9 protein-coding genes are annotated in these 12,900 nt (G+C 56.5%); 2 read left to right on the forward strand and 7 right to left on the reverse strand.

Translation table 11 applies throughout. The features are described from left to right. Positions 1-341: 341 nt before the first annotated feature. From AC0QKW_RS16775 to argS, 5 genes are all read right to left on the reverse strand, one after another. Positions 342-758 (reverse strand): hypothetical protein, encoded by a 417-nt coding sequence (locus AC0QKW_RS16775; protein WP_473152233.1) that lies wholly within the window; start codon positions 756-758, stop codon positions 342-344. A 145-nt stretch (positions 759-903) separates the two neighbouring features. Next, on the reverse strand, positions 904-2,301 hold the full coding sequence (locus AC0QKW_RS16780) for an ammonium transporter (RefSeq protein WP_473152234.1): 1,398 nt from the start codon (positions 2,299-2,301) through the stop codon (positions 904-906). A 256-nt stretch (positions 2,302-2,557) separates the two neighbouring features. Continuing rightward, the gene (locus AC0QKW_RS16785; protein ID WP_473152235.1) at positions 2,558-3,073 is read right to left on the reverse strand and encodes a hypothetical protein; all 516 of its coding nucleotides are present in this window, start codon (positions 3,071-3,073) and stop codon (positions 2,558-2,560) included. Then, a complete protein-coding gene (locus AC0QKW_RS16790; protein ID WP_473152236.1) occupies positions 3,070-4,899 on the reverse strand; it encodes a DUF1989 domain-containing protein in 1,830 nt (609 codons plus the stop codon). Before AC0QKW_RS16790 ends, AC0QKW_RS16785 begins: the two co-directional genes overlap by 4 nt. A 184-nt stretch (positions 4,900-5,083) precedes the next feature. Beyond that, positions 5,084-6,841: an arginine--tRNA ligase gene (gene argS, locus AC0QKW_RS16795; RefSeq protein ID WP_473152237.1), complete on the reverse strand. Its 1,758-nt coding sequence runs from the start codon at positions 6,839-6,841 to the stop codon at positions 5,084-5,086. A gap of 91 nt (positions 6,842-6,932) precedes the next feature. Here argS and AC0QKW_RS16800 point away from each other — a divergent pair, with 91 nt between their 5' ends. Both AC0QKW_RS16800 and AC0QKW_RS16805 read left to right on the forward strand, forming a co-directional pair. Then, positions 6,933-7,388, forward strand: a complete 456-nt coding sequence (locus tag AC0QKW_RS16800) for a cupin domain-containing protein (protein ID WP_473152238.1) — start codon at positions 6,933-6,935, stop codon at positions 7,386-7,388. Further along, on the forward strand, positions 7,385-8,155 hold the full coding sequence (locus tag AC0QKW_RS16805; protein WP_473152239.1) for a DUF429 domain-containing protein: 771 nt from the start codon (positions 7,385-7,387) through the stop codon (positions 8,153-8,155). The genes AC0QKW_RS16800 and AC0QKW_RS16805 overlap by 4 nt, the downstream gene beginning before the upstream one ends. A 97-nt stretch (positions 8,156-8,252) precedes the next feature. Here AC0QKW_RS16805 and AC0QKW_RS16810 read toward each other — a convergent pair whose 3' ends face one another. Both AC0QKW_RS16810 and pruA read right to left on the reverse strand, forming a co-directional pair. Continuing rightward, positions 8,253-9,659: a toll/interleukin-1 receptor domain-containing protein gene (locus AC0QKW_RS16810; protein ID WP_473152240.1), complete on the reverse strand. Its 1,407-nt coding sequence runs from the start codon at positions 9,657-9,659 to the stop codon at positions 8,253-8,255. A 226-nt stretch (positions 9,660-9,885) separates the two neighbouring features. Beyond that, positions 9,886-12,885, reverse strand: coding sequence for an L-glutamate gamma-semialdehyde dehydrogenase (gene pruA / locus AC0QKW_RS16815; protein WP_473152241.1), 3,000 nt, complete (start codon positions 12,883-12,885; stop codon positions 9,886-9,888). Positions 12,886-12,900 lie beyond the last annotated feature (15 nt).

Below are 12,900 nucleotides of genomic sequence, written 5' to 3' on the forward strand. Positions count from 1 at the left end.
CGATTCAAAACTTAAAGGCTCATACCAAATCCTGCTCGCCTACCCCCAATTCAGCAGGGCGACCCGCTGTTTGCCCCTCCAGGTTGGCCGGTTGGAAATCGGGGGTATGGAATTCGGATGCGGTGTTACAGCCACCCTAGCCCCCCAGAAAAAGGCATTTAAGCCCGCTTCAATGGGGACGTGAGGAGAACAATGCTAGCGCCCAGGGGAAAGGTAAAAGATGGGCAGTCCAATCCGCTACATTTTCCTCCTTGAAGCTGGCACAAACAAAGAAAATCCCGGCAGGATTATCTCCTGTCGGGACGCTTCTACTAATAATCAACTCCGATCACTACTAAAATCTATCGCTTTGATAGATTGGCCCGATAGATTCGCTTGCGGCGAGCCCGTTGGCCTGCGGGCAACCCGATCATCCCTAGCAACCCTACGATAGGTAAAGCCTGCTGGCGATGATTTAGTGACGAAGTTTGTACTTCAGCTGGTTGATGGGGTTGAGTTGTCTGTCGATACTCTGCCCCAGCCAAAGAAACCAGCCCGGCCACAATAAAAGCACTCAGGTGATTGAGCGAATGATCGATCGCAGGCACTTCGTAATGGATGGTAAAAGTTCTCGCCAAAAACCAGAAGAAAACACCAATGCCAATCAGCAACGCAACAGTGTTAATGGCAGGGCTACCGGCAAATGTATAAATCGCCCCACCCGTAGGGCCATCAATGGCCCCTTGAAAATCTTCAAAGGTGGAAAATGGGCTTGACATAATTCCTTGCTCCTTAAAATGGTCAACACCAAAGACTCAACCTGCTGAGATGATTCCAACTAAATACTTATCTGGGGTCTCGCCGCGATCGGCCTAGCGGATCAAGTTCGCGTCATTGAGATAGATATTTTTAGCTGGGATACTTTTAAGACTTCGGTGCTACCTCCGTCATGGGCATGACCGGCAAATTGCTATGACCGTTTTGCTGGGACAAAATCGAGTATTCTGGATAGCCTTCAATACCGAAGTCAGCCAGGTCAAGGCCAGCAATTTCCACGTCTTCAGAAACCCGTAGCAGGCCCATCTTCTTAAGCACTAGGCTCACCCCATAGCCAGGCAAAAAGCCGAGCAACAGGGCACAAATAGCGACTCCCACAAACTGAGCACCGAAGTTAATTACAGGAATGCCTTCAGGCTGCGGATAACCGGCGGCGAAAATGCCTACAAAGAGCGCACCCAGCACCCCACAGTAGCCGTGTACAGCAAAGGCACCCACGGCATCATCAATGCCAGCTTTTTCGACCGCGTTGCCCACAAATGGCATGGTGTAGGCCCCAATAAACGCCAGCAGAATGACGATTGCAGGACTGTAGAGATCCATTGCCCCGCCGACGGAAATAATACCCGCCAGACCGCCAGAAATGGTGTAGAACGGGTCTGCCTTAGAGCCCATGTAAGCGCCGACCAAACCCGCCGACAGCGCCAGCGTTGTATTGACTCCAACCGATGAGAGGGTCATCGGGTTGCCGTAGATGGAGGTTGCTACGGTTTGACCAGGTACAAAAATAACGCAGGCGGCCAAAAAGGCATAAAAGCCAACAAAAATTAGCATCAGCCCCACCATGGTGAGGGGCAAGTTGTGGGGCATGATCACCCGGGGATTACCCTGGGCGTCAAACTTACCAATCCGGGGGCCGAGGTTGATCAGCACCCCTAGAGCAAAGAACCCCGCCACCGCATGGAGCAAGCCAGCACAGCCAAAGTCGTGGTAGCCCAACTGCGTAAACAGCCAGCCGTAGGGGTTCCAGCCCCAGGCGGCGGCTACTACCCAGGTAAAAGAACCTAGCACAATCGCCAAAATGGAGTAAGCACCGACCTTGATGCGCTCAATCACCGCACCCGAGAGAATGGACGCAGTCGTCATTGAAAATAGCGCAAAGGCAAACCAGAACACGCCAGTCAAGTTGTCGGCAATGTTTGGCCCCAGAGCGGGAGACCAAGGATACGAGGCCTGCACTAAGGCCAACACATCGCCCACCACTCCTTCAGAGGCTGAGTCTGTCCAAGGCCCGACTACGCCACCCTGTAAGGGAAACAGCGGGAAAGCATTGTACACCCACCAACCAAAATAGAAAAAAGTCAGCCCCACCAGTGAGAGGGTCATGAGGTTTTTGACCATGGTGGCTAGCACGTTTTTGGAGCGAGCTGCGCCGCCTTCATAGGCCAAAAAACCCACGTGGATAAGCAGCATAAACACAGAGGCCCAATAGTAATAGGACTCGGTTACAAAAGCTGCTAAAAACTCTTGTGATTCAGGAGACATACGACGCTACTCCTAGCTGTCTAGAACGATATACGAGGGAGTCACAAACTAGGCATCAGAATCAAGCCCGCCTTAGCTAAGGCATGCTTGATATTGCCTATCAAGCCAATTCCAATAAGATGCCTAAGTTGTGCTAAAAAACGAGACATAGAGTAGCCAGAGGCAGCTACAAACCACCCAGGCTGAGCCAGAATTGACCGCTAACCGATCTTGGCAGATAAGGTCAACTTGTTATGTCAAGAGTGTGCAATGCAATTTAAGGATGGGCTGTAGTCAGCGATACTGAACTACTGCTGAAGGGTCGAATAACGGCCCACAAGTTTTGAATTTGTGGGCGAGCCAGGTGGAGTTCTAACATTGGCTGACCCACGATCGGATGGTGCCACATCACCACAGAAATCTGCCCCACTTGCACCGGCACCGCCCGGTGCAGGGGTAGGGGATGGAGTCGATGGGGTGCCCGAACGGTGGCCTGGGCAGCTAAGACAGACAAGCGATCGCTGGGCAAGGTCACCGCCGCCATCCAGGCTAGCTGGGCGACCCAGAGCTGTAGGTTGAGGGGGGCAATAACCTGATCGAGCGGGCCGGGGTAGGTGATGCGAAAGTTGCGATCGCACAGCCGCAGCACCGAGCAAGCCTCCCCCTCCAGCGCTGTCTCCAACGACTGAAACGGGGCCAAATGATCCACCGCCGCGCCAAACAACGCTCTCGCCGCCACCAAGCCATCGGCCCCCACCATATCCCAGGGCTGTGAAATCGTGAAATCGCTCATGCTCGCACCCGGCTTTTGGTAGGGTCAAAGGCCGCCAGGGTTCCGACGGTGGCCCTTACCCGTCGCTTCAAACCATCCAGCATGCCCACGTCCACCTCGGTTCCGGGCTCTGCGTAGGCTGGAACGATCTGGGCCATGGCAATGCTGGCGTTGAGCATGGGCGAAAATGTGGCGCTGGTGATCTGCCCTACCCGCCAGCGTTCTCTAGCGGCAAAGACCGGCTGCCCGTGGGCGGCGACCTCTGGCCCCTCTAGCACTAGCCCCACCGCCACCCGAGGGGGGTGCAGGCGAAGGGCTTCGAGCGCCGCTTTGCCAATAAAATCGGGCTTTTTCATCGCTACGGCCCAGCCAATGCCCGCCTGGTAGGGCGAGATTAAATCGTCAAACTCGTGGCCCATCGCCAGCAAGCCCGCCTCAATGCGAGCGCGATCGAGCGCCTTCATGCCCAAAGGCAGCATCCCCAACGGCTGTCCCGCCTCCATGAGAATGCCCCACAGGGCCGCGCCGTGCTGGGGCTCTACAAACAGCTCGTAGCCCAGTTCCCCGGTATAGCCCGTGCGAGATATCCACACTGGGATTGCCTCAATCAGAGATTCTACAAACTGAAAGTAGCCGAGGGACTGAACCTCTGGCACTAGGGTTTTGAGAAGATCGCGGGAGCGGGGGCCTTGGAGAGCGAGGTTGTGGAGATCCACGGTCTCGACTACCACTGACCACCCTTTTTCCTGGGCGATCTGTCTGAGCCAGGCGGCGTCGGTGTCGCAGTTGCCCACGTAGCGGTAGTGGGTAGGGCCAAAACAAAAGACAATGCCGTCATCGACAATGCCGCCGTGGGGGTTGAGCAGACAGCCGTAGGCCCCCTGCCCGGTTGCAATCTTCTCCAAATTGCGCGAGAAAGCGTACTGCAACAGGGCAAAGGCATGGGTGCCGTGAATCTCAAATTTGCGTAGAGCCGAGAGATCCATCAGCGCGGCCCGCTGGCGCAGCGCCCAGTACTCGGCCCGATCGCCCTGGTGGGCAAAGGTTTGAGGCACCCAAAAGCCGTTGTATTCTGCCAGGTCGTCGGTCAGCTGGCGAATGCTAGAGGTAAAACCGCTGTCCTGGGTCATCCGCAGGGGTAAATCTGCCGCCACCCGCCGCCCCATCGCCCGCGCCAAGCGCTGACCCGCTGCATAGATGCGCACATAGATCGGCGTGGGGTGCCAGCCGTTGGCCGGGTCAATGTCGTCGGGGCAGGAGGAGCTGGCGCAGAGCAAATCTTGGTGAGCCAGCAGCAGCACGTAGTCGCCGGGGCGAGAGAGGGGCTCTGCGAAGGCGATCGCCCCCTGGCCGTCAACGCTGGTGTTGTAGAAAAAGTTGAGCGCAGGCCAGCCGGGACGGGGGGCAATGCCGTAGGCGGCCAGCACCCGATTAAAGTTGTCGCTACAGCTGGGGTGGCCGGGGTAGCCCGCGTCTTCGTAGTAGCGGGCGGTGCAGGCGAGCAAAAAGCTGTCGTGGCGACCACAGGTGTCTTGCACCACCTCCGTCAGCGGCTGCATTGACTGGGAGAAAAGTTTGCTGGGTAGCCCCGCCTGGGGCACGGCGACGCCAGTCAGGGTGCGAGTCACCGTGGCATCGAGGGGGTCGCTGTAGCTCTCACCACCAAAGGCCAGGAAGTCGGAGCACTGGGAGCCTTCGACATCAATGATTTGGATATATTGGCCAGCGGTGACGGTGTAGGCGATCGCCGCCCCCGGCGCAATGCAATACTCGGCCACTACTTCGCCTAGGGGTGGCGGTAGGTCGGTAAACGGGGCTGTTTTAGGCGGGTACAGTGCAGTTGTCATAACAAGATTGCACCAGAGGTACTGGCTTGCCGCAGTGGTGCAGACTACCGAACCAGATCAATTTAGGAGCCAGATGCTGCTGCCAGCAACCCAGCTATCGTCAGCCAACAGCTGACGTTTTGAACCCGATTTACCGCTGTCAGTGGGGCCTAGCTCCAGTGAGTCTAAAGCGAGATCCGCTCGATTACATCCGCTCTAGCACTCGAATGCCCAGCAGCGAAAGGCCCAGCTTGAGGGTTTTGGCGGTCAGGTCGCACAGCAGCAGGCGCGAGGTGCGCTGGGGCTCGTCGGCCTGGAGCACAGAGCAGCGATCGTAGAACTGGTTAAACTTTTGGCTCAGCTCAAACAGGTATTGGCAGAGGCGGTTGGGATAGAGATCTTGGGCTACGTCTCCCAGCACCTCGTCGAGCTGGAGCAGGTGGCGGGCCAGGGCAAACTCGCTGTCATCTTCTAGGTGAATGCGGGCCTCGGCAGGCAGGCTGTCCAGATCAATTCCGCCTTTGCGGGCGATGCCCTGCACCCGCACGTAGGCGTAGAGCATGTAGGGGGCGGTGTTGCCCTGAAGCGCCAGCATTTTGTCAAAGCTGAAGATGTAGTTGCTGGTGCGGTTTTGGCTCAGGTCGGCATACTTGACCGCGCCCAGGCCCACGGCTTCGGCCACGTCTTGGATAAATTCCTCCGTTTCCTGCCGCTCTTCGGTGTGAATGCGGGTCTCCAGGTCGGTGCGGGCGCGACTGACCGCCTCATCCAGCAGATCCTTGAGCTTTACCGTGTCGCCAGCGCGAGTTTTAAACTTTTTGCCGTCTTCGCCCTGCACCACACCAAAGGGCACGTGGGTCAGCTCGACACCCTGGGGAATCCACCCGGCCTTGGCCGCCACCTGAAACACCAGGGCAAAGTGGTTGCCCTGGCCCGCATCGACCACGTAGAGCACCCGCTCCGCTCCATCCTGCTGGGTGCGGTAGCGAATGGCGGCCAGATCTGTAGTGGCGTAGTTGTAGCCGCCGTCGGTTTTTTGAATGATCAGCGGCAGGGGGTCGCCGTCTTTGTTGGTGAAGCCGTCGGCAAAGACTACCTTAGCCCCCTGGTCTTCGACCAATAGCCCCAGGGTTTCCAAATCCGTCACTACGTCCGCCAGCAGGGGGTTGTAAAAGGATTCGCCCCGCTCTTGGATGGTGATATCGAGGCGATCGTAGAGCTTTTGGAACTCTTGGCGCGACTGATCGCAGAGGGTCTGCCAGGCTTTGGTGGAAGTCTCATCCCCAGCTTGTAGCCCCACCACGGCCTCGCGAGAGCGGGTCTTGAAGTCGTCATCTTCGTCGAAGCGTTTTTTGGCCTGTTTGTAGAAGGTCACCAGGTCGCCAATATCGACGGTAGAACCCGCCTCTAGCGCCTCGGGGCAGGCTTCCTTTAAATGGGTAATCAACATACCAAACTGGGTGCCCCAGTCGCCCACGTGGTTGAGCCGCAGCACATCGTGGCCCATAAACTCTTGCACCCGAGCGATGGAGTCACCGATGATGGTCGATCGCAGATGCCCCACGTGCATCTCTTTGGCAATGTTGGGGCTAGAGAAATCGACGATTACCGTTTGGGGAGTCTTCACCGGCTCTACCCCCAGGCGCGGGTCGGTCTGCATGGCCCGCAGCTGATCTTCTAAGTACTCGGTCCTAAAGCGCAGGTTGATAAAGCCGGGGCCAGCAATTTCGGGCGGTTCGCAGAGGTCGCTGAGGTCGAGCTTTTCGACGATCTGGGTGGCGATATCGCGAGGCTTTTGCTTCAGCGGCTTGGCCAGAGACATGGCCAGGTTGGCCTGGTAGTCGCCAAACTTGGGGTTGCTGGTGGGTACCAGCATGGGGTCAGTGCCCGCTAGGTCTGGGCCAAAGGCGGCGACCAGCGCCTGGTCAAACCGAGCGGTGAGTTGTGCCAGTGTAGACTTCATGCTGTGCTTTCCCCTAACCCCTGTCTAAAAATCCTGCCTGCTGCCGTCGGGTGGGCAATACCCACCCACCACGCTACTACCAAAACGCTCTATGGCCCATCCTCACCCGCTTCTGACCGCCGCGACCATCGCCGCCCTGCCCGAATCTACCTTCGTCCATCCCCTCAATCCTAAGGCAATCCGCCACGGTAGGTCGCTGGGAGATGCCGTTGGCTTTGAGCACCTCGGCATTCACCTGGTACGGGTCGAGTCAGGCTACGACTCGACCCAGTACCACGTTCACCACGCTGAAGAAGAGTTTATCTACATCCTCTCTGGGCGGGGGCTGGCGGAGATTGGCGATGAGACTGTGGAGGTTGGCCCCGGCGACTTTATGGGCTTTGTCACGGGAGGGTTGGCCCACAGCCTGAGCAACCCCTTTGAAGACGATCTAGTTTACTTGGTCGGGGGTATGCGGCTGGAGTTTGATATTTGCGACTACCCCAGGGTCAACCGACGGCTGTACCGTCGGGGAGAGCAGCGGGAGTATGTGGAATTGGGAGAATGAGCGATCGCACTTACCACCGCTTCCTCGGTGTTGACCTGGGCTGGCAGAGCGGCCCCACCGGGCTCTGCTGCCTGCATATGTCGGGAAAATCGCTGGAGCTGTTAGCGCTAGATCGCCTTCAGAGCACCGCCGACATTCTCGCCTGGATTGCTCACTGGACAGAAGGTGCCACCAACGCTGTGGTTGCTGTCGATGCGCCGACGCTGATACCCAACGAAACGGGGATGCGCCTGCCCGATCGCCTAGCCCACAAGTATTTTGGCCGCTACGACGCGGGCTGCTACCCCGCCAACCGGGGCCGCCCCTTTGCCGAAAAGCTGATCGCCTTTGGCCTGGCCCTAGAGGCGCTGGGCTTTCAGCACCAGCCCCACGGTGAACCCCAACCCCAGGGACGGTTTCAGCTAGAGGTCTTCCCTCACCCGGCGACGGTGCATTTGTTTGGCCTCAGCAAGATTCTCAAGTACAAAAAGGGCACCCTGGCCCGGCGTTGGCCCGAGCTGCAAAAACTGCGCCAGTACCAGCTCGATGTGCTGCCCAAACTAGACCCAGCGCTGGTATTACAGGAAGCTGATTTACCCGAAATCCCCACCACTGGAGCGGCGATGAAAGCAGTGGAAGACCAGCTCGACGCCCTCACCTGCGCCTATGCAGCAGCCCACTGGTGGGTGTGGGGCCTGGAGCAAAACTGGGTGCTGGGCGATGTCAGCGAAGGCTACATTGTGGTGCCAGCCCCAGTGAACAAAAGGGACGGAGATTGGCTTGTCTAACAGCGATGTAACGCCGTAATTTATGACCTCTTGATTGGTGAATATGACTCTTAGAGCGCGATCGCCAATGACCTCAGCTTTTCTACCTTTGAGAGCTTCATGCCATCGGGAGACTTTCTATAGAGGCAATTAAGCTTTTTATATCATTAGTAAAGTCGGGGTCGTAGCGCACTCTAGACACATTTAATCGAGTGAGCGGATGTAAGCTTTCTGGCAAGTCCTTCGCTTTAGGAGACTTCGCGTTCCCGACCAATACTGGAATGACTCGCAAATCAGTCATGCTGAGCGCCGTCTCAGCCTCTATTCGAACATGATCATTTTCCTGAAATAGACGAGGCAAGGCATCTGACTCTGGATCACTCTTAAGGCTACTCCATTCTTCACCAATCATAATGAGGACTACAGCAGCTCTATTCGTAAGCCAGTCTTTATAGTATTTGGAAAAGTCTTCTCCTGGTGGAATACTATCTACATCCATGAAGACAGTTTCAGCGCCAAAATGTTCAACTAACTTTTCTCTAATTCGCCCTGTAACAGCCTGCGTATCAGCACGACGGTATGAAAGAAAGATGCCGTTCTTTGGCGAATTCTGGGTATCTCCTAACCCTAAGGATTGCTTGAGATTCTCTAGAATTGATCTGTAATCTGGATCAGGTAAAAACCACTGATAATCATTGAGAAATCTCATTTCATCAGATTCGTCAAGAGCTTTTTCTAGCAAGGTCATCTGTTCCTTGTCTTCAAATATTTTCTCTGAGACTACCGGATAGATTGGTAGCTCTCGGATCTTAGCTAGCAAAACCTCATGTTTAATATTTTCACTGGTAGCAGAACCAGGGGAAAGACATACAATAAAATGCTTTGCTTGTCTCAATCCAGAATACATTGCCTCACGCCAGTTATCTCCGACTTTAAAATTAAGCAAATCGAGCCAGGTAGAAGCCCTTGCAAGTTCTAAATCTCTTGCTAACCTCTGAGAGAACTCTCTGTCTGTCCTCAAGTAATAGCTAATATATACTGGCTCAGAGTTTAGCGGAGATGGCTTTTTAACTGGTTGTATTACATCTGCCAGCTCTTCGAAGTTCTTCTCATAAGATCCTCTACCCCAAACTGGATAAGAGCCACTAAAATCTAGAATATAAAGATCTTCAATCCCTCTAATAGCATATTGAAATTTATGCCCAGCATCGACGATATCCTTAAGCGGGCTGCTATCAGAAGAAAAATTATCAATCAGAACTGGAAGAATTTTAAGATTGTATGCCCGAGCCAAGTAGATTTGAGTCCGGCATAATGCATCCTGCAAAAAACTAGGTGATAAGCAGGCAATGAAAAAATCAGAGCTGATTATTCCTTTGAATAGCGACTCTCGCTTCGGCTGTCCTGGCTTGACATCTTTGGTGTCAAGCCAGGTTGCTATACCTCTCTTTTGCAAATCATCATGCAACTTCTTGACAGCTAGATTATTGTCTTTGTGATAACTTACAAAAACTTTTTGTTTCATAGGAGTTCATGAACTGGAAGACTAATGATCATGACATCAATTTATAAATAGCGATTAGAGGTCAAACTTCCAGCACCAATGACTCTCTAAATACCCAATATTTGTGAGTAGTGTACTTCAGTCTGTCGAATAGCCCAAGGGCTTGAAAAAATTCGTTTGTAGAAATTCTCAAGCCTAGGGAAGATACTCGGTTTCTTAAAGAAGCCGAGTATCTTATCGTAGTGTACTAATCCACCCCCTCAATCGGCGCGAAGCCCTGGCGCTGGACGTTTTCGCTGACGTGGCGGGGTTCTAGAAATTGCAGCAGGTAGTCGGGGCCACCGGCTTTAGAACCCACCCCCGACATTTTGAAACCGCCGAAGGGCTGGCGGGAAACGATCGCCCCCGTAATCCCCCGATTGATGTAGATATTGCCCACGGCAAACTCGGTCTGCACTCGCTCAATGTGGGAGGGCGTGCGGGAGTAGAGGCCGCCGGTTAGCCCGTAGTCGGTGTCGTTGGCAATGCGCAGGGCATCGTCAAAATCCTTGGCTTTGATGACGGCGAGCACCGGGCCAAAGATTTCTTCCTGGGCGATCGCGGCATCGGGCTTCACGTCGGTAAACACTGTGGGGCCAACGAAGTAGCCGTCGGCGGGGGTGGGCATCTCTAGGGCCAGGGTGGCTTCGGCCTTGCCCTTCTCGATGTACTCCTTGATTTTGGCCTGGGCGTTGGCGTCGATCACGGGGCCGACCTTGGTGCTGGGTTTCACCGCTTCGCCCACGTTGAGGGAGCGGGTGGCTTCCACCAGGCGATGGACAAAGGTGTCGTACACCGAGGCGACGACGATCGCCCGCGAGCAGGCCGAGCACTTCTGGCCGCTGTAGCCAAAGGCGGAGTAGACGACACCTTGGACAGCCTGATCCAAATCCGCGCTTTCGTCGATGATGATGGCGTTTTTGCCGCCCATTTCAGCGATTACGCGCTTGAGGTGGCGCTGGCCCGGTCGCCACTGGGCAGCGTCGGCGTAGATGCGGCAGCCCACCTCGCGGGAGCCGGTGAAGGCAATCATGTGCACATCGGGGTGGTTGACCAGGTGCGCACCCACCGTGGAGCCTCGGGCTGGCAGGTACTGAAACACGCCGGGGGGCATACCTGCTTCGATCAAAATTTCGGCGATCTTGGCGGCGATCACGGCGGAATTTTCGGCGGGTTTGAGGATGGTGCAGTTGCCGGTCACCAGGGCGGCGACGGTCATGCCCGTGGCGATCGCAAGGGGAAAATTCCACGGCGAAATTACCACCGCAATGCCCCGGGGGAAGTACCGATAGCGGTTGGTCTCGCCCGGATAGTCGTAGGCGTAGCCCCCGTCGAGCCGCTCCATTTCGTCGGCGTAGTAGCGGCAGAAGTCGATCGCCTCAGAGACCTCAGGGTCGGCCTGGCCCAGGGGTTTACCGACTTCGTAGACCATCCAGGCGTTGAGCTCGTGGCGGCGCGCTTCCATAATTTCAGCGGCGCGACGGAGGATGGCTCCCCGCTCTTTGGCCGGGGTGGCGGCCCAGGCCGGGAAGGCGGCTTTGGCGGCGGCGATCGCCGCATCGGCCTGTTCTTGACTCGCCAATCCCAGCTTGCCCACCAGTTCCGCTGGCTTCGAGGGGTTCACCGAGTCGGCTGTGGCCTCCGTATCGACCGCTTCGCCGTTGATGATCGGGTTGTAGCGCTGGCCGAGCTGGGCGTGGACGGTCTTGAGGGCTTCGGTGGCCTGGGCGCGTTTGGTGGCGATCGCGAAGTCGAGGTCAGGGGCGTTGGGGTAGGGCACAGCGTGGTATTCAGCCTCAGCCCCCGCCACATCTTCTGCCGCGAACTCGGGTGCCGCCAGCAGGGTTTCTACGGCCACATCTTCTTGGTTTTGGCGCAGGAAGGAGCTGTTGGCGGTGTTCTCCAGCAGGCGGCGAATCAGGTACGACATCCCCGGAATCAGTTCGCCAAAGGGGGAGTAAACCCGCACGCGGTAGCCCTTGTCGGCCAGGGTTTTGGCGAGCTTATCGGCCATGCCGTAGAGCACCTGTAGCTCGATGTGGCGGCGGGGAATGGCCAGCTCTTCGGCGATCGCCATGGCGTGGGCCTGCGACCTGACGTTGTGGCTACCGATCGCCGCATACAAATACTGATGGTTCTCCAGCAGCAGCCGGGTCATGCGCTCGTAGTTGGCGTCAGTAGACACTTTCTGGCTGTAGACCGGGGTGGGCCAGCCGTTTTGCCGGGCGGTAATAGTCTCCTGATCCCAGTAGGCCCCTTTCACCAGGCGCACGGTGACGGGGGTGCCTCGGTTCTTTGCCCACAGCACCAGATCCTTCAGGTCGTTGTAGCTGTCGCGCAGGTAGGCTTGCAGGGTAACGCCGATGTTGTCGCGCTGGCGGAACTCGGCCTCCATGAGAATGTCTTTGAGAATGGCCAGGGTGAGCGCCTTGTAGCGGTACTGCTCCATATCAAAGTGGACGGCGACGCCGAGTTCTTGGGCGCGGCGCAGCAGGGTACGAATGTGCTCGCTGACTTTGGCGCGGCTGCCCTCCGCATCCAGCGGGTCAAACTGGGAGTAGAAGGCGGTGAGTTTGACGGAAACCTGGACTTTAGACAGTTCCTTGCCGTCGGCCAGGTCGATCGCATCCACGGTTTTCCAGGTCTTTGCCGCCGTGGAAAGCTGCTCCATCAAATCCATGTACCGCTGGAGGTAGGCCTGGGCCTCTGCCTCGGTGATCACCGCTTCACCCAGCAAGTCCATGGTGAAGGTGAGTTTGTCCTTCCGCATCCGCTCGATCGCCTTGATCGATTTCTCGATGGTTTCGCCCGAAATGTAGCGGTAGGCGAGGGTTTCCACCGCTGGGGCGACGGTGGTGGCGGCCAGCTGGCCAGGGACAGAATCGGGGTTAGTGAAGTTCAGCAAGCCCTTCAGCGCGTTAGGCAGTTCTACCTCTTCGGCAGACAGATACTCTTGCAGGTGGCGGGCGATCTCGGGCTTGCTGCGCAGGGCGGGCAGAGCGTCGATGAAGCGAAACAGCTGCACCTTCAGCCCTGGGTTACCCATGGCAAAGTCCATAATTTTGTCGTCCCAGCGCATTTGGTCGCGCATTTGGGCAAAGAGATTTTTTTTCTCGCGGGTGGCCCCGAGCAGGGCGTTTGCGATCGCGAGGGTCTTGGCCTCGTACTTGAGTGAGTCAGTCTGGGGCGAAATTGCGGGGGCTACCACGGTTTTGTCTCCTTA

This window comes from Pseudanabaena sp. PCC 9330, from assembly GCF_055795045.1.

Bases quoted from the DNA above. Each gene is read 5' to 3' on its own strand.
- AC0QKW_RS16780 (WP_473152234.1), bottom strand. From the start codon at position 2,301: ATGTCTCCTGAATCACAAGAGTTTTTAGCAGCTTTTGTAACCGAGTCC.
- AC0QKW_RS16800 (WP_473152238.1), top strand. From the start codon at position 6,933: ATGGCCCATCCTCACCCGCTTCTGACCGCCGCGACCATCGCCGCCCTG.
- AC0QKW_RS16805 (WP_473152239.1), top strand. From the start codon at position 7,385: ATGAGCGATCGCACTTACCACCGCTTCCTCGGTGTTGACCTGGGCTGG.
- AC0QKW_RS16785 (WP_473152235.1), bottom strand. From the start codon at position 3,073: ATGAGCGATTTCACGATTTCACAGCCCTGGGATATGGTGGGGGCCGAT.
- AC0QKW_RS16810 (WP_473152240.1), bottom strand. From the start codon at position 9,659: ATGAAACAAAAAGTTTTTGTAAGTTATCACAAAGACAATAATCTAGCT.
- AC0QKW_RS16775 (WP_473152233.1), bottom strand. From the start codon at position 758: ATGTCAAGCCCATTTTCCACCTTTGAAGATTTTCAAGGGGCCATTGAT.
- AC0QKW_RS16790 (WP_473152236.1), bottom strand. From the start codon at position 4,899: ATGACAACTGCACTGTACCCGCCTAAAACAGCCCCGTTTACCGACCTA.
- argS (WP_473152237.1), bottom strand. From the start codon at position 6,841: ATGAAGTCTACACTGGCACAACTCACCGCTCGGTTTGACCAGGCGCTG.